Source organism: Sphingobacterium sp. SGL-16, from assembly GCF_011043515.1.
Classification (GTDB): Bacteria; Bacteroidota; Bacteroidia; order Sphingobacteriales; family Sphingobacteriaceae; genus Sphingobacterium; species Sphingobacterium litopenaei.
Genome location: NZ_JAAKGQ010000011.1, coordinates 40,922 through 61,982, shown reverse-complemented (window position 1 = coordinate 61,982; position 21,061 = coordinate 40,922). Strand labels below are relative to the sequence as shown.

General features: G+C 36.3%; 22 protein-coding genes, 5 tRNA genes and 1 pseudogene. 12 read left to right on the top strand and 16 right to left on the bottom strand.

Annotated features, from left to right (window positions below; all coding sequences use genetic code 11):
- Nucleotides 1–5: 5 nt before the first annotated feature.
- The 3 genes from G5B32_RS06070 to G5B32_RS06060 all read left to right on the top strand — a co-directional run bounded on the left by G5B32_RS06070 (nt 6) and on the right by G5B32_RS06060 (nt 2,122).
- Nucleotides 6–87 (top strand) — tRNA-Leu (locus G5B32_RS06070).
- 70 nt (nt 88–157) lie between these two features.
- Nucleotides 158–1,492 (top strand): trigger factor, encoded by a 1,335-nt coding sequence (locus G5B32_RS06065; protein ID WP_165290652.1) that lies wholly within the window; start codon nt 158–160, stop codon nt 1,490–1,492.
- A 72-nt stretch (nt 1,493–1,564) separates the two neighbouring features.
- Nucleotides 1,565–2,122, top strand: a complete 558-nt coding sequence (locus G5B32_RS06060) for a GNAT family N-acetyltransferase (RefSeq protein ID WP_165290651.1) — start codon at nt 1,565–1,567, stop codon at nt 2,120–2,122.
- Nucleotides 2,123–2,133: 11 nt separating this feature from the next.
- Here the strand turns inward: G5B32_RS06060 and G5B32_RS06055 are convergent, their stop codons facing one another.
- The 14 genes and pseudogenes from G5B32_RS06055 to G5B32_RS05995 form a co-directional block, all read right to left on the bottom strand.
- Nucleotides 2,134–3,606, bottom strand: coding sequence for a DUF3943 domain-containing protein (locus G5B32_RS06055; protein WP_165290650.1), 1,473 nt, complete (start codon nt 3,604–3,606; stop codon nt 2,134–2,136).
- 138 nt (nt 3,607–3,744) lie between these two features.
- Complete coding sequence (locus G5B32_RS06050; RefSeq protein ID WP_165290649.1) at nt 3,745–4,455, bottom strand: pirin family protein; 711 nt, start codon at nt 4,453–4,455, stop codon at nt 3,745–3,747.
- A 150-nt stretch (nt 4,456–4,605) separates the two neighbouring features.
- Nucleotides 4,606–5,214 carry a GNAT family N-acetyltransferase gene (locus tag G5B32_RS06045; RefSeq protein ID WP_165290648.1) on the bottom strand — a complete coding sequence of 203 codons (609 nt, stop codon included), beginning with the start codon at nt 5,212–5,214 and terminating at the stop codon, nt 4,606–4,608.
- On the bottom strand, nt 5,205–5,732 hold the full coding sequence (locus tag G5B32_RS06040; protein WP_165290647.1) for a DinB family protein: 528 nt from the start codon (nt 5,730–5,732) through the stop codon (nt 5,205–5,207). The genes G5B32_RS06045 and G5B32_RS06040 overlap by 10 nt, the downstream gene beginning before the upstream one ends.
- Entirely contained in the window at nt 5,729–6,202 is a 474-nt protein-coding gene (locus G5B32_RS06035; RefSeq protein ID WP_165290646.1) for a GNAT family N-acetyltransferase, read from the bottom strand. The genes G5B32_RS06040 and G5B32_RS06035 overlap by 4 nt, the downstream gene beginning before the upstream one ends.
- 13 nt (nt 6,203–6,215) lie before the next feature.
- The gene (locus G5B32_RS17070; protein ID WP_206366801.1) at nt 6,216–6,449 is read right to left on the bottom strand and encodes a hypothetical protein; all 234 of its coding nucleotides are present in this window, start codon (nt 6,447–6,449) and stop codon (nt 6,216–6,218) included.
- 302 nt (nt 6,450–6,751) lie between these two features.
- A pseudogene (locus tag G5B32_RS06025) lies at nt 6,752–7,495 on the bottom strand (SDR family oxidoreductase).
- Between the two features lie 23 nt (nt 7,496–7,518).
- Nucleotides 7,519–7,647 carry a hypothetical protein gene (locus tag G5B32_RS17450; protein WP_317166093.1) on the bottom strand — a complete coding sequence of 43 codons (129 nt, stop codon included), beginning with the start codon at nt 7,645–7,647 and terminating at the stop codon, nt 7,519–7,521.
- Between the two features lie 58 nt (nt 7,648–7,705).
- Entirely contained in the window at nt 7,706–8,059 is a 354-nt protein-coding gene (locus tag G5B32_RS17445; protein ID WP_262886427.1) for a YbhB/YbcL family Raf kinase inhibitor-like protein, read from the bottom strand.
- Between the two features lie 4 nt (nt 8,060–8,063).
- Nucleotides 8,064–8,396 carry an acyl-CoA thioesterase gene (locus G5B32_RS06015; RefSeq protein ID WP_165290666.1) on the bottom strand — a complete coding sequence of 111 codons (333 nt, stop codon included), beginning with the start codon at nt 8,394–8,396 and terminating at the stop codon, nt 8,064–8,066.
- A gap of 42 nt (nt 8,397–8,438) precedes the next feature.
- Complete coding sequence (locus G5B32_RS17640) at nt 8,439–8,552, bottom strand: acyl-ACP thioesterase domain-containing protein (protein WP_165290645.1); 114 nt, start codon at nt 8,550–8,552, stop codon at nt 8,439–8,441.
- Nucleotides 8,553–8,611: 59 nt separating this feature from the next.
- Entirely contained in the window at nt 8,612–9,214 is a 603-nt protein-coding gene (locus G5B32_RS06005; RefSeq protein ID WP_165290644.1) for a TetR/AcrR family transcriptional regulator, read from the bottom strand.
- 82 nt (nt 9,215–9,296) lie between these two features.
- Nucleotides 9,297–9,869: a Crp/Fnr family transcriptional regulator gene (locus G5B32_RS06000; protein ID WP_165290643.1), complete on the bottom strand. Its 573-nt coding sequence runs from the start codon at nt 9,867–9,869 to the stop codon at nt 9,297–9,299.
- Nucleotides 9,870–9,902: 33 nt separating this feature from the next.
- On the bottom strand, nt 9,903–12,053 hold the full coding sequence (locus G5B32_RS05995; protein ID WP_165290642.1) for a prolyl oligopeptidase family serine peptidase: 2,151 nt from the start codon (nt 12,051–12,053) through the stop codon (nt 9,903–9,905).
- A 93-nt stretch (nt 12,054–12,146) separates the two neighbouring features.
- Here G5B32_RS05995 and G5B32_RS05990 point away from each other — a divergent pair, with 93 nt between their 5' ends.
- The 8 genes from G5B32_RS05990 to G5B32_RS05955 all read left to right on the top strand — a co-directional run bounded on the left by G5B32_RS05990 (nt 12,147) and on the right by G5B32_RS05955 (nt 15,667).
- Nucleotides 12,147–12,893 carry a UDP-2,3-diacylglucosamine diphosphatase gene (locus G5B32_RS05990; protein ID WP_165290641.1) on the top strand — a complete coding sequence of 249 codons (747 nt, stop codon included), beginning with the start codon at nt 12,147–12,149 and terminating at the stop codon, nt 12,891–12,893.
- A complete protein-coding gene (locus tag G5B32_RS05985) occupies nt 12,854–13,447 on the top strand; it encodes a Crp/Fnr family transcriptional regulator (protein WP_165290640.1) in 594 nt (197 codons plus the stop codon). Before G5B32_RS05990 ends, G5B32_RS05985 begins: the two co-directional genes overlap by 40 nt.
- Before the next feature lie 68 nt (nt 13,448–13,515).
- Nucleotides 13,516–13,845: a DMT family transporter gene (locus tag G5B32_RS05980; RefSeq protein ID WP_165290639.1), complete on the top strand. Its 330-nt coding sequence runs from the start codon at nt 13,516–13,518 to the stop codon at nt 13,843–13,845.
- Between the two features lie 79 nt (nt 13,846–13,924).
- Nucleotides 13,925–14,998, top strand: coding sequence for a peptide chain release factor 1 (gene prfA, locus G5B32_RS05975; protein WP_165290638.1), 1,074 nt, complete (start codon nt 13,925–13,927; stop codon nt 14,996–14,998).
- A gap of 149 nt (nt 14,999–15,147) precedes the next feature.
- Nucleotides 15,148–15,221 (top strand) — tRNA-Asp (locus G5B32_RS05970).
- A gap of 53 nt (nt 15,222–15,274) precedes the next feature.
- A tRNA-Asp gene (locus G5B32_RS05965) sits at nt 15,275–15,351 on the top strand.
- 52 nt (nt 15,352–15,403) lie between these two features.
- A tRNA-Asp gene (locus G5B32_RS05960) sits at nt 15,404–15,477 on the top strand.
- Between the two features lie 116 nt (nt 15,478–15,593).
- Nucleotides 15,594–15,667, top strand: a tRNA-Asp gene (locus tag G5B32_RS05955).
- 58 nt (nt 15,668–15,725) lie between these two features.
- On the opposite strand, the gene G5B32_RS05950 is transcribed toward G5B32_RS05955, so the two are convergent.
- Nucleotides 15,726–16,007 carry a (4Fe-4S)-binding protein gene (locus G5B32_RS05950; RefSeq protein WP_165290637.1) on the bottom strand — a complete coding sequence of 94 codons (282 nt, stop codon included), beginning with the start codon at nt 16,005–16,007 and terminating at the stop codon, nt 15,726–15,728.
- Nucleotides 16,008–16,110: 103 nt separating this feature from the next.
- A complete protein-coding gene (locus tag G5B32_RS05945; protein WP_165290636.1) occupies nt 16,111–20,172 on the bottom strand; it encodes a glycoside hydrolase family 2 TIM barrel-domain containing protein in 4,062 nt (1,353 codons plus the stop codon).
- A gap of 289 nt (nt 20,173–20,461) precedes the next feature.
- Between G5B32_RS05945 and G5B32_RS05940 the strand changes: the two genes are divergently transcribed.
- Nucleotides 20,462–21,052, top strand: a complete 591-nt coding sequence (locus tag G5B32_RS05940) for a sigma-70 family RNA polymerase sigma factor (protein WP_317166091.1) — start codon at nt 20,462–20,464, stop codon at nt 21,050–21,052.
- The last annotated feature ends 9 nt before the right edge of the window (nt 21,053–21,061 follow it).

Here is a 21,061-nt window from a genome sequence, read left to right as displayed (position 1 = left end):
TAACTGCGGAAGTGGCGTAATTGGTAGCCGCACCAGACTTAGGATCTGGCGCCGCGAGGCGTGGGGGTTCGAGTCCCTTCTTCCGCACTTGATATCCTCCCGAACAAAATGAATCGGGAGGATTTTTTTTATAATGCGAAAATAACGCTTAAAAAGTATGAATATTTCACATCAGAAAATCGACGACATCAACGCTAAAATTACCGTTGATTTAGCACCAGAAGATTATAATCCGGCAGTTGACAAAGCGATTAAAGATCAAGCTAAAAAAGCAAAATTACCTGGATTCCGTCCTGGAATGGTTCCAGTAGGTCATATCAGACGTACATTTGGTAAATCAATCCTTTTTGACGAAATCAATCGCGTAGTAAACGAAAAAATTTCAGCATATATCACAGAACAAAAATTGGAAGTATTGGGTCAACCTCTTCCTGTGGATGGGGAAGAAGATGCTAAATATAACTGGGATTTCAAAGATAACTTTAGCTTCAACTATGAAATTGGTTTAGCTCCAGAATTCGAAATTCCTTTCACAGCTGAATCAGAATTCACTGAATATGATATCAAAGCTGACGAAGCTACTTTGGCTGAACGTATCAAAAACTTACGTCGTAGCTACGGTAAAATGACTAATCCTGAGGTTTCTGAAGAAGGTGACGTATTATACGCTACATTGAAACAAGCTAAAGAAGAAGGTATTGAGCAAACAACTTCAGTTCGTACGGACATCATCGAAGACGCTGAGATTAAAAAATCATTGGCTGGTCTTAAAAAAGATGACGTAGTGAAAATCGACGTTAAAAAAGCATTTCAAGTTGCTGACTTAGCGCGTATCTTAGGTATCAACGAAGAAGAAGCTACTAATTTGGACGTTACTGAGTTCGAATTGACAGTTAAAAATATCAACCGTCTTGAGGAAGCTGACTTGAACCAAGAGTTCTTCGACAAATTATTCAATGCGGAAGAAGTTACTACTGAAGAGCAATTCAACGCTAAAGTAAAAGAAGAAGTTGAAAACTTATTCAAACAAAATTCAGCTCAAAAATTACGTAACGATATGTATACTTTCGGTATGGATAAAGTTGACGTAAAATTCCCTGAAGACTTCTTAAAAAGATGGTTAAAAGCTACAAACCCTAACTTGTCTGCTGAAGAAATCGAAGAAGGTTTCGCTGATTTCATCAATAACTTGAAATGGACTATCATCGAAAACCGTATCGTTACTGCTAACAACTTAGAAGTTAAATACGACGAGGTAGTAGATTTAGCGAAAGAACGTATCTACGCACAAATCAAAATGTACAACATCAACGAAGAGCCTACTGATGAGCAATTAGGTCAATTTGCACTTCAATTATTATCTGATAGAGAACAAGCTAACCGTTTATTCGAAGAAGTAAAAGCTTTGAAAGTATACGAACACTTGAAATCTGCTGTGAAAATCAACACAGAAGCTATCGATTACGATAAATTTCAAGAATTAGAAAAATAATATTTTTATTGATTTTTAGAATGTAAAAAGGTTAGCAAATGATTTGCTAACCTTTTTTTATTTTCACTTATTATGTTCATACGTCCTGCAAAGAAAACAGAAGCTACGCAGATAGCGGAATTGATAAATCTGGCCATGCTAGAAATCACCTATCAATTTATAGGCGAAGAAAATCGAGATAAAGCAAATGCATTTTTAGCCCATTTCGTAGCGCAAGAAAACAATCAATATTCCTATCAAAATATCTTTGTTGCAACCGAAGAAAATGGATCTATTATTGGTCAAATTTCGATTTATGACGGTGCAAAACTTCAAGAATTACGAAAACCCATTTGGGATAAAATAAAAGCGGATCGTGATGTAAAATATTGGGCAGAAGATGAAACACAAGCAGGGGAATTTTATATTGATACTTTTGCCGTTAGTCCATTAGCCCAAGGAAAAGGTGTAGGTAAGCAATTATTGCAATATGCCATTGATGAAATTGTTCATAAACAGCATCATACCTTAGGTCTTCTAGTGGATAAAGATAATCCAAATGCGAAAAGACTTTACGAAAGAATAGGTTTTAAAGTCGTGAACGATATCCACATTTTTGGAAAAGATATGGAGCATATGCAATATGCTTAATTCACATGTCCTTAAAATTGAATATTATAACCTACAGATATACGTCCAAAAGGAAATTCTCGTTGAAAATCTGGGTATTGTTGATCTCTAAAATGTCCTTGTAATCCGAAATATCCAGAAGCGACATTTAGCGAAAAGCGCTTAAATAATCGCAGACTTCCTTCCAAAGTGGCAGTATGTAGAATATAATATGATTTTGTTCCGCTGATTGTATGAAAATAACCACCATTATAATCTGCGGTAACCATTAAGCGATTTAGCAAACTTAATGCTCCTCTAAACCGATAAGAAGCTCCTGAACCATAATTGTAATTACGGCTAGCACCATATAATAAATACGGATCCGGCACCGCAGCTAATACAACAGCACCAGCTCCTATGGAAAGATTCAAGCGATTTTCTTTTTTGTATCGAAATTCCGAATTCCAATTATAAACTAAGCTTTGCGCGCCATAGAAAAAAGCATCATTATTATAAAAATCATAATGTGCATTCAAAGTTCCAAAGTGCTCGCCTTTTTTAGATTTGAAAAATTTAGCTCCAGATAATAAGGCATGCACATTCACGGATTGAATTGTCGTACTATCGCCATTAGCCAATTCAAAGTTCACGTGAAACTCATCAAAAGGCCTCTTATAATTGTGATCGCCATTGCTATAATGAAAACGCAATCTCGTATAAATAGAGTTTTTACCCTTCTGTAAAAAGTCTCCCTCTTTTGCATCAAATCGACGTAACCCCATATCAAATTCCGCACTGATATGCGAAGAATCGACGGCGTAGTAATCGTCAATTTTCTTTCCCCATTTACCGTCCAACAGACGATTCAAACTATTTACAGGATTTACCAGCAAGGCAACAATTTCATTTCCGATCATATTTTGACCGTTTTTACTGCGAGCCAAAATATTACGGGATACACGATGCGTCATTTCCCCTAAAATAATCCCTCCAAAAGTTGTATTCACTAAATCATTAATCGAAGGATGTTGCGTCTCCCCTGCCGTTTCCCAGATATAGCTACCTGCTAAAGTCGCGATACTAGACTCGTAAAAATTGTAACCGTTACTGCGGAACGAGTTAAAATACAATTGTCCATGGTAGGGATGATCAAATTGATTGGTTGTAAACTGATTATCGTCCCAGTCCCAAGCACTGAATTTTTGGTGATCAATAAAATTTTTGAAAGTGATAAAAGAATACGGATCTACAGTGATAAAGCGATTAAATGTTGCGGGAAAGGCTTGTGCTAAAAACCATTCTGTACCTGCACGCCAAAAATGTTTCTTACGCGTAGGAATCAATTCACGCTCAACACTATCTTGCCCAATGATATTAATAGGTTTCCAAAAATTACGAGGGAATCTTTGGGTTGAATCAACAGAAAACAATATGGAGTCGCTTTCCAAAACTAAAGATTCATTTGCCTTTAATAATGATGGTAATAAAAGAACGAGGATTAATAATTGAATATATTTTAGCATAACGCAAAAATATGCATTTTAAGATAATTTACTTTTTCAAAAATATCTTTGTACATTCTCATTACAAAAGTGTCCTAGAAATAGAGTAGCCCTATCTTTTACAAGATAGATAGGGCTAGCCTATTTAAATATTCTATTTTATACCATCGGAACTTCCATGATCAAAACAGAAGCATTTTCTTTAGCAGTCAATGCAACTTCTGTAGTATCTGTGATTCCAATAGCGTCTCTTCTTTCCAATATTTCACCAGCAACCTCTAATTGTCCTTCCAATAAGAAAATATACACGCCTGTACCCTCACCTTTTAACGTATATTCCACAGAATTTCCTGTGTCCAAGTCCGTCAAGTGAAACCACGCATCTTGATGAATCCACGTTCCCTCGTCGTTTGGATTTGGTGAAATCACTTGCTGCAATTTATTCTTTCTATCCGCAGGATCAATTTTTATTTGATCATATCGAGGCGTTACATTTTCTTTATTCGGAAATAACCAAATTTGCAAAAACCGAACATGATCAACTTCACTTCCATTGAATTCACTATGTGCTACACCAGTTCCAGCACTCATCACTTGAATTTCATTGGGCTGAATAGTTCCTTCATTGCCCATGCTGTCGCCATGTGCTAAAGTTCCTTCCAACGGAATCGAAATAATTTCCATATTATCATGTGGATGACGACCAAAACCATTACCACCTGCAACAAAGTCATCGTTCAACACGCGCAATGCACCAAAATGCATACGTGATGGGTTATGATAACCTGCAAAACTAAACGTATGGTAGCTTTTTAACCAGCCATGATCTGCATATCCTCTGCTATCTGCTTTATGAATTATTGTTCTCATTTTATCCTCCTTAATGATTTATACAACAAAGTTATCTCCTAATCGCGGTAGAATTCTTAACCTAGATTAATAAATATTCTTTCTAGCTTTCAGATCTAAATAATGATTCAATAGATAAAATTCAATCCTTTATGGCACCGAATCTTTATTTTAGCATTTACTATTGGTTCCAATCAATATTTCTAGTCTGCTTTTTACAGCTTCCCATTCGCTTTTAATAATACTGTAACAACATGTTTTCCTTCTAAATCCGTCATACATCAAAGTATGCTCTCTCAAAATCCCTTCCAATTTACCACCGATTTTTTCTACAGCTTTTCTGGATCGTATGTTGCGCTCATCCACTGAAAATTCTACGCGATGCGCTTGAAGTGTTTCAAAAGCATATTGCAGCAAAAGGTATTTACATTCGCTATTTAAACCTGTTCCCTGAAATTTTTTATCAATCCATGTAGCTCCAATTTGAAGTCTATCATCCGCATTCACAATATTTAAATAAGAGGTGCTGCCAACATAGCAATTATCAGATTTCGAAAAGATACTAAATGCATACCTTTTGTGATTTCTCCTCATATCCAAAGCATTTTCTATATATGTAGTCAATAAGGCTTTTGTATAAATCTGCTTTGGTGAATATTGAATTAATGTTTTATCAGAAGTAGCAATATATAATAGATTGTCAATATCTGACAAAGTAATGGGTTTCAGAAGCAAGTTTGAACTTTCTAAAACAATATCCTTTTCAAATGCTAAATGCATTGCAACAATTTAAGATATTTTTTAAATGGGCCAACCTCATTTTTATATTGTTTTGCCAAAACCCTTGAAATCTGGTTAATATGAGTCAAATCGTGGATAGCCCAGGTCGATATAAGCTGTTTAAGATTGACTTCTTGGATTTCTGGGTGGAAGGCTGATTTTATAAAATCTAAATCATTGAGATGATAACTTTTTAGCGCTTCTATTCCATTTTTTCTGAGGGTTTCAAAATCATGAAGCAAGGAATCCAACGTATGGTGCACTGCCACATCAAAATGCGAAGTCATGCTAATTGGTTCCAATGTTTTATTTGTATTATCGAACAATATAATCTTTACTCTGGGTAACCAATTCGTTTCTTCGCAGACTATTAAATGGGCAACCGCTTGCTTGGCAGACCAAGTATTTTGACCTTCATTTCCGTTTATCCATTCTTCAGACAAACCAGAAAGTAGATTTGAAAGCACCCTAGGTGTCCTTTCAAGTATTTCTAAGGATTTTGATAAGGTAAATGTCATAGCGTGCTATTTAATGTGTTGAGAATTAATTCCATTTTTATATTGGCTCTTTTAAATTTTTGCCCATCAAGAGGAGTATTTTTAAAACCAAACTTGCGATAGATATTGATTGCTGTTTCCAATCTTGAATTGGTATACAAAATCACTTTTTCTGCATTTCGCTTTTTTGCTTCTTTAATGGCTGATGTACACAAAAATTTCCCTGCCCCTAAACCGTGATACGCTTCATCAACAGTCATTTTTGCCAATTCATAAACATTTTGCTTTACAACAACTAAAGCAACTGTACCAATAATATATCCTTGATATTCTGCAAATAAAATAGTTCCACCATCTTTAAGAATAAACTCTTCAGGATTCGATAGAAACTGAATATCAAGCGGTTCAATATCAAAATACTTACTCAACCATGCTTTATTAAGCCTTTCAAAATCATATTGATGTTCTTTCTTGTAATAAATGATTTTCATAACGAAGGTTCTTTTAGGTTGTATAATTGCAAAGCACTCGTTTTGCTTTGTTATTTTCATTGAGTTCAAAAACTTCTGCAGCAAGTCTTCCTTTTGCAGATGTGTAATAAATTACAAAAGAATCTACCCCCACAAAGCAATGATGAAGTTGAAAATGCAAATCTGGATAAGCATTTAGACCTATTTCAAAATAGGTTTTCAAATCCGCTTTATTTTGGATTACGCCATCCTTATTGAAGTTAAACAAGGAAATTAAAGGAGAAACTCTACATTGTTGTCGTAATGTTCAAGTATGCTATTGATGTCGTGGCTATTCCATGCATTCAACCTTGCTCTGCAAATTCTTTTGCTGTTTCTTATGTTATCATTTTTCTTCATCTTTTGGATTTAAAAACTCATCGGTAAAATGAGCGATATCATCGTTGTACTCCTAAAACAATTTTTCATCTGGTACTTGGGCGAATGTTTTTTCACCGAGCATCTTGTATTACGCAAATTGTTTGCGGACGCTCTCTAAATATTTTGTTTTCATGAGACCACTTTTTCAAATTATCTCCCTCCTGAAACGTCAATAAACGTTCCTGTGCAATACGACGATTCATCGGAAGCAAGCCATAATATCGCTTCAGCCACTTCCTTCGCCAATCCACCTCTTCTTAATGGAATAGAATTTTTAATTCTTTCAATTCTGTCAGGTTCTCCACCAGTTTTATGAATATCTGTATAAATAAATGCTGGACGTACGGCGTTCACCCGAATACCTTCTGTAGCAACCTCTTTGGATAATCCGATAGTAAAAGTGTCTAGTGCACCTTTGCTAGAAGCATAATCAATATATTCGTCTGGCGCTCCCAATTTCGAAGCCAAAGAAGATACATTGACAATTACACCACCATTACCGCCACGGCTAAATGCCATTTGCTTAATAGCCTCCTGCGCACAAAGAAACTAGGCAAAAACATTGGTTTTGAAAACATTAACAATCCGCTCCATACTCATTTTTTCAAATCGCATTTGAGGTTTGAGTATACCGGCGTTATTTATCAATACATTTATATTACCAAATGCTTTCTTTGTTTCTCTGAACATATTTAATACCTACTTTTCTTTGGTAATATCTGCCGGAAGAGCTACTGCGACTCCTCCATCTTTTTTTATTTGCGAAACAACTCTCTCTGCTTCCGATTTATTTTTACAGTAATTCACGACTACAGCATAACCTTTTTTTGCAGCCAATATTGCTGTAGCCGCTCCGATGCCTCGACTTCCTCCAGTAATAAGTATTGTTTTCATATTTTCCATCTCTACTTTGTCAACTATCGTTTGTAAAAAAAAACTAATGAAGCCTTTTCAATAAAATTTTGCTCTAACATAAAACCAACTAAAGCAGGATTTGCCATTGCATCTAATCCCAGCTTTTCGGTTTTCAAAGCATAAATTGTAATAGTATATTTATGAGGCTTATTTCCTTCGGGAGGGCATGGTCCTCCATAACCTTGTGTTTTAAAAATCGGTCATACTTTGTATCGATCCGATTGGTGCAAGTCTCAAAGCTGTGTTGCCAGCATTTGATTTTAATTCAGTAATGTTCGCCGGAATATCAAAAATCAGCCAGTGCCACCACCCACTTCCCGTGGGTGCATCTGCATCATGAATTGTTACTGCAAGACTTTTAGTTCCTCCAGGTTGATTTTCCCAATACAGTTGTGGCGAAATGTTTTGTCCATTGCAGCCCATACTGTTTAACGCTTGTTTGTGGGTGGCTTGTCCACCGAGTTCATTACTTTTCAGCGTGAATGTTTGCGCGTTGACCAAGACAGTAGCAAACATTATTGAAATTAACAGTAATCGTTTCATAAAATTATTGGCTTAGTTGTTTTAATATTTTTACGCGATCATTAAAGTTTTTAGCGTTCTCTATTGGATAATGTATCTGTTCAAATAGATTCATGAATTCTGGCGAATGTTTGTGACTGCGTTGGGTTTTAATATTGAAGTGTACCAATTTCCCCCACATAATCGCTTTAATTTGTGATTTACTATCGTTCCACATAATCCCTTCTACTAATAAGCTGAACTCCGAAAAAGCAATAAGTCTTGTTTCTACAATCACATTTTCAAGCCATATTGCTGGACATATGTATGAAATCTGTGTTTGCGCAGCCACCCAGCCGACACCATGTTTTTGGAGTATGTCTGCCGTATTGAAATTATAATTATCTAGTAACTGCTCTGTTCATGCAGCGACAATGCAATCAATATATTTGGAGTTATTCAGGTGATTGAAAGGATCACAATCCTGATATTGGATCCGAATTTTACTTTCTACAATCTTTCTTAATGTATTCATTGTTATGTATTTAAATTTTATAAAAATATACCGAATGGTATATTTTTGAATAAAAAAAATTATGTTTTTAGATTATTAATAAGTTGTGTCAAAAAATTCATGGCAATTCGTAATTCTGTTGATTTTCCAGTCACCTTAGCTTGCATTATGGCTCCTTCAATTAGCGATATTAAAATAACCGCAAATTCAGTCGGGTCGGTGTCTTGTTTAATTTCTTCTCGTTTTATACCTCTTTTAATTTGGTTTTCAATAGATGTTTTCCAAAAGGAAAGTGCATTAGTAGCGCGTTCCCTTAATTTTGGGTGTGTATCATCTGCTTCGGTAGACGTATTCAAAATGGGACAACCCGGTTGTAAAAACGGAATAATCAAAAAATCCCTATATACCTTCGGATATACCAAAAGTCGTTCTATTGAATTTTCAGTTTTTAATATTCGCTCTTTTATATAATTCGTGACACGATTAAAATTGTAGTCAAAGGCGGCAAGAGCTACTTCGTCTTTATTTTCAAAATTACCATAAATACTCCCCTTGGTCAGTCCAGTTGCATGAGTCAAATCCGTAAGCGACGTACCAGCATAACCTTTCGCATTGAAAATAGGTGCTGTTTGTTCAATAATGAATTGCTTTGTGCGCTCTGCTTTTGATAACTCTTTGCTCATACTAAAAGTAAATATAAAAATAAAATACCAATCGGTATGATAATTTATATATTTTCTCAAACTATAGATTTTTCTAATTTAATTAACTCCGCTCCGCACGCAGTTTACTTAGAAATTCCGGTGTAATACCAATGTAAGAAGCAATGGATTTCTGTGGAATAGTATGGATTAATGAGGGATATAATTCACAGAATTTTTCATAACGCATTTTAGCTGTCAAGCTCAGGTAATTGATAGTACGTTGATTGCTTGCCGCTAACGCATTTTCACTCAAAATGCGGAAATAACGTTCCAGTTTAGGTATTCGATCAAAAATAGAAAGTTGACAAGATCGACTTAATAACAACACCTTACTATCCAGTAAAGCATCAATATTCAATTCGCTTGGCTTATTTTTTACCATTGAATACATATCCGAAATCCACCAATTTTCAGGTGCAAACTGCAGAATATGCTCGAAACCATCTCGATCAACTGTGTACGAACGTAAACATCCTTCCACCACAAAAGCAGCATAAGAAGCTAACTCTCCTGCCTGATGCAGGAATTTCTTACGAGGAATTTCCTTTTCTTTGACCAATTCTCGAACGATTACCATTTCCTCATCAGTCAGAGATACAATGCTATGAATATGTTGTATTAATTTTTCGACCATAAAAAAGGACGACCCTTTGTCGTCCTTACTAAATTAATATTTAATTTCGGTATAGCCAATCCCCATATTTTGGAACATAAAAGCCCAACGATCGGCATTTTCTTCAATCTGCATGGCTGTAGATTTGCCTGCGCCATGACCAGCTTTGGTATCAATACGAATCAACACAGGATTACTTCCCGTATGATATTCTTGCAGACGAGCAGCAAATTTGAAGGAATGCGCAGGCACCACTCGATCATCATGATCTGCTGTAGTAACCATCGTTGCAGGGTAGTTTGTTTTTGGTTTCAACGCATGATAGGGTGAATATTTGTATAAATAATCAAACATTTCTTTACTTTCATCTGCGGTACCAAAATCAAATGCCCATCCCGCTCCTGCTGTAAATTTGTGATAACGCAACATATCCAACACACCAACTGCAGGAAAAGCAACTTTGAACAATTCTGGTCTTTGCGTCATACAAGCACCAACCAAAAGCCCACCATTTGAACCTCCAGCAATCGCTAATTTTTCTGAAGAAGTATAATTTTCTTTAATAAGGTATTCTGCTGCCGCAATAAAGTCATCAAAGACATTCTGCTTTTTCAATTTTGTACCTGCTAAATGCCAGTTCTCACCATATTCTCCTCCTCCACGCAGATTAGCCACAGCATATACACCACCTTGTTCTAATAGGATCACATGAGCCAAACTAAATGATGGCGTCAAACTAATGTTAAAGCCACCATACCCATACAACAAGGTTGGATTAGTACCATCTAATTTTACACCTTTTTTGTGTGTAATAATCATCGGTATCTTCGTCCCATCTTTGGAAGTATAAAAAATTTGTTTTGACTCATATTGCGAAGGATCGAATTTCGCACCAGAGGCTTTATAAACTTCAGACTTGCCCGTAGCAATATCATATTTATAAATTGTACTTGGATGTATGTAGGAAGTAAACGAATAATACAACTCCTTATCGCCCAACTTCGCACCAAAACCTGATGCTGTACCTACCCCAGGTAATTCGATTTCACGCTCAAGCTTTCCTTTGCGATCAAACTGTTTGACTAAAGAAGTCGCATCTTTCAAATAGGAAGCAAAGATTTTTCCACCACCTGATGATGGGCTTAATACATTTTCGGTTTCTGGAATTAAGTCTTTCCAATTTTCGGGAGTTGGATTTGCAAAATCTGCGGTTACGATACGACCATTCGGAGCATTCAGCTCGGTATAAATAAATAACTTGCTCCCGTCATTATCGATAATATAATGGTTCTTATCCATATTATTTACCATCGAAACAAAATTGGATTCCGGATTACTCAAATCTTTTATCCACATCTCATTACCCGATGTGGTATTGGCTGCGTTCACAATCAAGAACCTTTCATCTTCTGTCAATCCAGCTCCAATATAGCGACGTTTTAAATTTTCTCCCCCAAATACTAGTTCGTCTGAGGCTTGTGGTGTGTTCAACTTATGAAAATATAACTTATGTACATCTGTCATAGCAGATAAAGCAGAACCAGCCTTTGGCTTGTCATAAGAACTGTAATAAAAACCTTCGTTCCCTCGCCAAGCCAGTCCCGAAAACTTCACATCAATTAAGGTATCTCCTACCACAGCCTTGTCTTCCGTATTTAAAACTACTACTTTTCTCCAATCTGAGCCACCTTCGGATAATTGATAAGCCACCAGAGAACCATCTTTGCTAAAAGAAATTCCGCCTACGGAAGTAGTACCATCTTCTGAAAGTTTATCCAAATCCAAGAAAACCTCTTCTTTTCCATTTTCTCCTTTTTTACGATATAATACACCTTGGTTTTGCAATCCATCATTTTTGTACCAATAGATATACTCCCCCTCTGTAGTTGGGGCTGAATATTTTTCATAGTTCCAAATGGTCTCCAATCGTGACTTTATAGCATCACGAAAAGGAATCTGCCCTAAATAATCCTGAGTAACTTCGTTTTGCGCGGTAACCCAAGCCTTTGTTTTATCAGATAAATCATCTTCCAACCAACGGTAAGGATCTTCTACTTCTACACCAAAGTACGTATCCTTATGCTCTATCTTCTCTGTTTGCGGGTATGGTTTAAGCGTAATATCTTTCACTGCTTCAATTTTATTTTGTGACTGACAGCTAACTATAGCTATCGACAACATTACAAAAATTAATTTTGTTTTCATAACTGGTTAGTTTTATTATCAAATCTACTAATTATTAAGCATTTACAACAATACAGTTTGTTTGCAATAGTGATTTTGGTATTTTTACCGCGTATGCAAACAAGAAACAAGATATATTTTGCTTCGGACTTCCATTTGGGGGCTTACCCATTAGAAAAATCAGAAGAACGTGAGAAAGTTATAGTTCAATGGTTAGATTCTATCAAAGCGGATGCTGCAGAACTTTATCTTGTGGGTGATATATTTGATTTTTGGTTTGAATATGCTACAGTTGTACCCAAAGGTTATATTCGCTTTTTGGGAAAGCTTGCTGAACTGGCAGATTTAGGCATTAAACTTACTTTTTTCAAAGGTAACCACGATATGTGGATGTTTGGCTATTTGAAAAAAGAGCTAAACGCCCGAATCGTTGATAATGAGTTGATTCTGAATCTCAACGGGAAATCTTTCTATATTCATCATGGTGATGGTCTTGGACCTGGTGATGCTAAATATAAATTTTTAAAGAAATTTTTTAGAAGTTCCTTCTGCCAATGGTTATTTGCCCGACTGCATCCGAATTTAGGTATTGGTATTGCCACACGTTGGTCAAAACACAGCCGCGTATCCAGCAATTCGCCCGAAACCTACTTGGGTGAAGATAAAGAATGGCTGATTCAATACAGTAAAGAAATTTTACAAGCCCAACATTATGATCATATGATTTATGGTCACCGTCATGTCCCATACGATATTATATTGAATGGAGCTACTCATGTGGTAAATTTAGGAGAATGGATAAATCATCGTACCTACGCAGTATGGGATGGGGAAAAATTAAGTTTGCAGAAATGGAATTAAAGAGAGGATTGCTTGATATATTTCCATTGCAAGATGATGAAATGGAAAAAATAATAGGATTAGCGGAAAAAGTGACGCTATCCAAAAATGAAATCCTTATCCAACAGCAACAAGTCATCAAATATATCTATTTTTTAGAAGAAGGCATTTGTCGGATTTTTTATCCAAAAGAAGAAAAAGAAGTTGTACTCGATTTTTGTTTCCCTGGAGATATCATTTTACCCCTCAACAGTTATATTCACAATCTCCCAACTTATGAAATTGTAGACACGCTTGAAGATTGTATCGTCTATCGCATTTCTATAGCTGAATTGCAATCTTTATACAGCACCTCTCTTCCTATTGCGAACTGGGGAAGAAAACTTGCCGAATTGGAAACATTGAAAATTGAATCCCGTCTGATGCAAAGTCTTTTCAAATCTGCGGCAGAGCGCTATGCTGATTTATTAGGAAAAGCCCCCAAACTTTTACAGCGTATCAAACTAGGATATATTGCTAGCTATCTTGGTGTTTCACAAGTCACTTTGTCTAGAATCCGGGCAGAGATTAGATAACTTTTTAGCATTTGTAAAAATTAATTCTTTCTAAAATCCAGACCTTTGTATCAAACAATATAAAGAATATGAACTGGATATTTTTGATTTTAGGAGGTTTATTTGAAGTTGGATTTACAACTTGTCTTGGTAAAGCCAAAGAAGCAAGTGGCACGACAATGTATCTTTGGTATTTAGGATTTGTTATCTCCCTATTTGCAAGTATGGGATTACTGATTAAAGCGACTCAAACTTTACCTTTAGGCACAGCATATGCGGTATGGACAGGCATAGGCGCTGTCGGAACAGTATTAATGGGCATCTTTTTTTTCAAAGAACCCGCTGACTTTTGGCGCATATTCTTCATTTTTACGCTTATCGCTTCTATAGTTGGTCTAAAAGCGGTGTCAAGTCATTAACAAATACTACGGTTTTAACATAAATTTTCAGTAATTTTGCGTCTCCAAAAGGCAAAATTTACCTGTAGGATTTAGAATTATGTTAGAAAAATTACAAGCTATTAAGGAAAGATGGGAAGAAGTGGAAGCTGAATTAAGCAAGCCAGAAACCATCTCTGATATGAAACGATTTGCAAAATTGAACAAGGAGTACAAAGACTTGGGCAAAATCGTTGAACAATACCATATCTATAAAAACATCGTTAGCAATATGGAAGCTAACAAAGATATTCTTGTGAATGAAAAGGATCAAGAATTAAGGGAAATGGCAAAAGAGGAACAAGATCTACTTTATGCTCAAAAAGAGGAAAAAGAAGAAGAAATCCGTCTTATGTTAATTCCTAAAGATCCTGAAGATGCTAAAAATGCTATTATTGAGATTCGTGGAGGTACGGGTGGTGATGAAGCAGCGATTTTTGCAGGAGATTTGTACCGTATGTACACACGTTATTTTGAGAAAAAAGGATGGCGTAACGAAGTAATGGATGTTACGGAAGGTACTTCAGGAGGTTATAAAGAGGTAATCCTAAAAGTAATTGGTGAAGATGTTTACGGTCAATTGAAGTATGAATCGGGCGTACACCGTGTACAACGTGTACCAGATACCGAAACACAAGGTCGTGTACATACTTCTGCAGCTTCAGTAGCGGTATTGCCAGAAGCTGAGGATGTCGATGTAGAATTAAATCCTGGCGATATTGAGATGCAGACATCACGTTCAGGTGGTGCCGGTGGTCAGAACGTAAATAAAGTTGAAACCAAAGTTCAATTGACGCATAAGCCTTCTGGTATTGTTGTCGTTTGTCAGGTGGAACGTTCTCAATTAGCCAACCGTGAATTGGCAATGGAAATGCTTCGTAACAAACTTTACGAAATAGAATTGAACAAAAAGAATGGTGACATCGCGGCAAAACGTAAGACTTTAGTGTCCACTGGAGACCGTTCTGCAAAAATTCGTACTTATAATTATCCACAAGGTCGCGTAACTGAACATAGAATTGGTTTGACGATGTATAACCTTCCAGCAATTATGGATGGTGATATTCAGGAGATTATCGATGCATTGCAATTTGCAGAGAATGCAGAGAAGATGAAAGAGGGTGCTGTAGAGTAATTTTTTTTCAAAAAAAGTTTGTTTTTACGCAAAACAGCCCTATATTTGCACACCTTCTCAGATGAAGGGTTTGAGTCTGAAAGCTTACAAGGGAGAGTATCCTAACAATTAAAAAAGTAGGTTGTGTGAGTGTAAGATTTAAACAAAAAGGTCTGGTAGTTCAGCTGGTTAGAATACATGCCTGTCACGCATGGGGTCGCGGGTTCGAGTCCCGTCCAGACCGCAAGAGAAAGAAAGACTTCTTTCATCGTTCTGAAAAATATTGAAAATAATTTAGGTCTGGTAGTTCAGCTGGTTAGAATACATGCCTGTCACGCATGGGGTCGCGGGTTCGAGTCCCGTCCAGACCGCCAAATTATTTCTTATCTTTCAATCGTTCTTTAAAGCATTAAAAAAAAGATTTTAGGTCTGGTAGTTCAGCTGGTTAGAATACATGCCTGTCACGCATGGGGTCGCGGGTTCGAGTCCCGTCCAGACCGCTAAAATTCTTTTTATAAAACAACAACTAAAAATCTTAGGTCTGGTAATTCAGCTGGTTGAACATCCCGATTGTCGGGAGAGTCGCATGTCTGAGTCAAGATTTAAAACCAAAAACGGTCTGGTAGTTCAGCTGGTTAGAATACATGCCTGTCACGCATGGGGTCGCGGGTTCGAGTCCCGTCCAGACCGCTCTTAAAAGGTTATTCATTTATTTGGATAACCTTTTTTTTGATTTGTAGAATATTTATTAGACTCTAATAGCTATTCTATCAAAATAATCTCTAAGCTGAATCTCCATTTGATTATCAGGTCTCTTTAATTCATAGCCTAGCGCTCCTGATGGACATTTTTTAATCTGATTAATCAATTCTTCTACTGAAGCATTTTCGGGGTTGCACCAAGGTCTTTCTTTGGGTTTATATACTTGAGGAAGCATTTTTACACATACACCAGCATGAATACATAATTCAGGCTTCCACAACACAGTGATTTCACCATGTGGATGTGGATATTTAATAATCTTTTCCATAATACCTTATTAATAAGTATAAGTTAATAAAATTTAATTACAAACAAAAAGAGCAAAGACATAACATCTTTGCTCTTCCAATATAAGAAGTGAAACTAAACTACTAATCCGCTATAATGCCAAATTCTGCTCCTGAAGCAAAGTCAGCACCATTTTGAGAACTCAATGCTGTAAATCTCAAATAACGTCCTTTTACGGCACTTTTGAAACGAACAGTTTGTAAGCTTGGCTCACGAGAGAAACTACCATCTACTATAGTTTCTGACCAAGTTTTGCCATCTAAACTTACTTGAATCTTATAATCTTTGATACGACCATTCGGTCCATCCTGTCTAGGTAAGTATGTAAATCCTTTGATTTGCTTTTCTTCCCCCATATCGAAGTCTACCCAGTGCGGATATTGAGCAACAGTAACCGAATACATTGTATGCCAGATACTATTTACATTGCCATCTACCAAATATTTCGCTCCTTCTCCTGTTTCCTCACTTGAAGCAAATACTACACTTAAAGGTACTGTTTCTATTTTTGGGAAAACTACCGAAGTTCTAATCTTGGTATTTGCTTGATACCAAGCCGAAACCTCTCCTCCTTCTCTTAATCGGAAAGAAGAAGTATACAATTGAGGCTTTCCTTTTCCAACTTGATAAAGGATTTTAGCATCTTTATTGTCACTTGCAATAGTAACCTCACCTGCATTCGAACGTGTAACAGTCAAAGGCATTTCACCAGCCACAGCCACATTTGCTTGTGCTGTAAAATTGTTATTCACTGGACGAATAATGAAACCAATTGAATGAGTATCCGCCTTTACACGATCTGGATCCAATGGAGGACCTTGCCCACAACTGTTACCCCCTAATCCAGTTACCGCAGCATCCAAATGTAAATGTGTACCCGAACTTTTAGGTAATTCATGTGGATGGGTTGCTAAAGTAACTGCTAATTCTGACCAAGGTAAAGCAGAGGTAGACAATTGATCTTTTGCAACAAAAATAACACCTTGCCCACTTGTATTTGTTAATGAAGCCCAACGTACCTCTTCGTTATTACTCATACTTTGCGGGTTAGACCAATTCACAAACTGATCTTTAACCGTGCTTTTGTGGAACTCAATATTTTGAGCAGTTTTACGGTCAGCATAGTTATTTATTGGGCCACGACCATAATAATTGTAATTGCTTAATGTTTCAGGAAGCTGCAATGCATAGCCCAATCTAGGCAATACAAAACTTGCATCATTTGATGAAATAATAGATTCTAACTCAATAGAACCATCTTGATAAACTGTCCAAATCTGATTAGTAGTAAATTTGAAATCCGAAACACCAAAAGCTCTGTCCGAATGCTCAATAATTTTATATGTACCTGAATTTCCTCCAACAATAGTTGCTGCGTTAGGCGCTTGTGATTCTACCACGAAAGATAATACCAATGCACCATCCGCTCTTTGGAAAATCGAATTTGATAAAGCTTTATGTTTTAAATTATGTAAACCTTTAGCGACCCATTGTTGGTAAGCCCAATTGTCATTATCCAATGCCGCACGGTAAGCGTCCAATTGTGGACCTTCGCCTTCACGGATAATTGTATTACCATTGTATACTAAGCTATGAATTGTTCCTTTTTGAAGATCAAATATCGCTTTAAAGCCATCACCTTCTACAGCTTTTAAATTTGCATTATCAGAAACCTTTAATGGATTTCCTTTTGCTACTGAAGAAATTAAAGGTTTGTTTGAAGCATTCTTCACTAACAACTGTTCCTCCATTTGCACGTAGCCTTTTGGCGCCCATATTTGAGCTTCTTTTTGCAAGAATTGGATCTTCACAAAATATTCAGACTGCTCTTTTAATTTATCAAAAGAAAGAGGGACACGTACAATTTGTTTTTGACGAGGACTAATAATATTCTTAGGGCCGATAAACGCAGAACTTCTTTCGATTTCTACACCATCTTCGTATAGTGCCCATTGAATATCATAATCTTCCAATGACACAAAATAATTTTTGTTGAAGATTTCGATTTCGCCTTTTTGAATATCCAAAGCTTTTACACCAACATTTTGGTAAACTTTTTTCACTTCCCAATATTGAGGTTTTTCTGTACGGTCAGCAAAGAGCAAACCATTATTCACAAAGGTACCATCGTTTGGTGTGTCACCAAAATCACCACCATAAGCAAGGAAACGCTCTCCTGTATTCTTATCATAATAAAACATAGATTGATCGATCCAATCCCAAATAGCACCTCCCATAAAGAAGTTAGTAGATTCCATAGCCTCCCAGTAATCAATTAAGTTACCGGCTGCGTTACCCATAGAGTGCGCATACTCCGAAATATGGAAAGGATATTTCAAATTAAATTTGCCTGTCACAGCACCTTTCACCCAGCTAATAGAAGGATATTGGTTCGATCCCATATCTACAATAGCATTATTACGCTCATACTGAACAGGACGTGATGTATCAATTTTTTTAATAGCTTTATAAGCTTCTACAAAGTTATTACCTGGACCAGCCTCATTACCCAATGACCAAATCACAACTGAAGGATGATTTATACGCGCCTGTACCATTTCTACACAACGTGCTACGTGTGCATCTTTCCATTCAATAGGATGAGATAACGATGCGTCACCATAATAATACTCGTGACTTTCTATATTGGCTTCATCTTCCAAATAGATACCATATTTGTCACATAAGAAATACCAGTAAGGATCATCTGGATAGTGTGAATTACGCACATGGTTGATATTAGCACGCTTCATCAATTTGATTTCATCTTCCATCTGCTCACGCGAAATAACCTTTCCTGTCTCGGGATTACTTTCATGACGATTCACACCCTTCAACTTCACAGTCTTGCCGTTAATATAATAGTAGCGACCAGCTAATCCAAACTCATCATCTTGTGCTCTGGTATCTTTAATTTCAACTTTACGGAAACCCACATACGTAGAAACTGTTTCTAAAACTTTACCTTTTTTATCTTTAAGTTCCGCTACTAAAGTATAACGGTAAGGTCTTTCTGCAGACCATAAACGTACATTCTCAATTTTCAACTGTTTTGTGGTAAAAACTGATGTTTTAGCGCTCAGCTTTGCTTCGCTTCCGTTTGTATCGTCCACTGTAGCAACAAGATTTTCTACATTATCCGAATAAAGAGCATTGGCATATAACTTGTAAGTGATGTGGAAACCTTTATACACTTTATCAAAAGCATTTTTGATATCAGCCGAAATGTTCAACACACCATCTTTGTAATTATTCACCACATCAGAAATAGCCACCAAATCTCTAAATTGAATTTTAGGTTTAGCGGTCAAGGATACTGTACGGAAAATTCCTGGAAGACGGAACATATCTTGTGCCTCTAAGAAAGAAGCATCTGAACTACGGTAAACTTCTACAGAAACAGTATTAGCCCCTTTTTCATTCAAATAAGGTGTAATATTAAATGAAGCTAAGTTTCTGGAGTTTTTCGAGAAACCAACATATTTTCCATTGATCCATAAATAAAAGAATGAATCAACCCCATCAAAATTGATATAAACTTCTTTTCCTTTCCAATCAGCAGGAACCTCAAACGACCGTTTGTAAGAACCTACCTCATTGCGATGATGATATGTTGTCCAATCTTTTCGTGGTTCTCGCATTACCCCACCTTGCCAATCTCCAACTCTTACACTGTGTTGGAAGATTACTTGTTGATTCACATAGATAGGAACACCATATTTCAGTGATCCATCTTTTTGAATTCCTAAAATATTCCAGCTCATAGGTACAGGCACATCATCCCATTTGGATACATCAAAAGAATTCTCATAGAAATTCTTAGGACGTTCATCTGGATGTTTCACCCAACTGAATTTCCAAGTACCATTTAGATTTTTGAAATAAGAACTATGTTCTGGCAATACTTTCAGAGCCTCATTCGTGTTAGCGAAAGAAAAAAAGTAAGCTTTTGGCAATTCTTTATTCAAGGAAAGGGCTTGCGGAGATTGCCATTCATCACCTGTAGGCTGGGCAGTACTAGTAAAAGCAAAACCACTTAAACTTTGGGTAAACGGCAAATTAGTGCCTATTTGTTCTTGACTGTTTGCATTAGTCAGCGAACAAATAACAGCTAAAAATAGAGATGTTAGCGATTTATAATTCATTTATTTAGATGTTGTAAATAACAAAAATATCATATCCAAAAGCAAATACAACATCCTACCTAAACACACACGTTTGCGGAATTTTCATTTTGTGTATTTAATCTTAAAATCATTCCGTTTCATGTGAAAACAAATCAGTTGTATAACAATAAGTTAATTTCATTTTATCGTTATTTTATTAAGTTTCTTGGTTTTTCATTAAAAAATCTCCTACGTTTGAACCAAATATTTTTCATATCTTAAATTTAATTTTTAAAGGGTTACTATTTGGATTTTAGGGTATTAATAAGTGAGTAAGATTAAGAACATATTACCAACTGACGTTTCGGACGCTGAAATCATCGAAGGCATCGCGCAGGGAGATAATAGATTCATCAATAGAATTTATAAATCATTCTACCCTTCTATCGCTCATATGATAGTCAACAACAACGGAACGGATGAAGAGGCTAAAGATATTTTTCAAGAAGCCGTGATGGTATTATACGACAAGATTACTCAACACAAGTTTGAGTTGAATAGTAAGCTCAGTACTTTTTTATATGCTGTATCTCGTCGATTGTGGTTAAAACAATTATCGAGAAAAGGTCATACTAGCAATACATCCGATATATCCGATTTTGAAGATATATTACATGTAGAAGAAGATATTCAGCAACATCAAGAGGTCGAAAATAAGTTCGATCAAATGAATGAAGCCATGAATCAGTTAGGAGAACCTTGCAAGACGTTACTGAAAGATTTTTATATCAAAAACTTGTCGATGCAAGACATCACCGAGAAGTTTGGATATACCAACAGTGATAATGCAAAGACTCAAAAGTATAAATGCTTACAACGTCTCAAAAAGATATTTTTTACGATTAAAATCAAGGAGTAACAAACATGC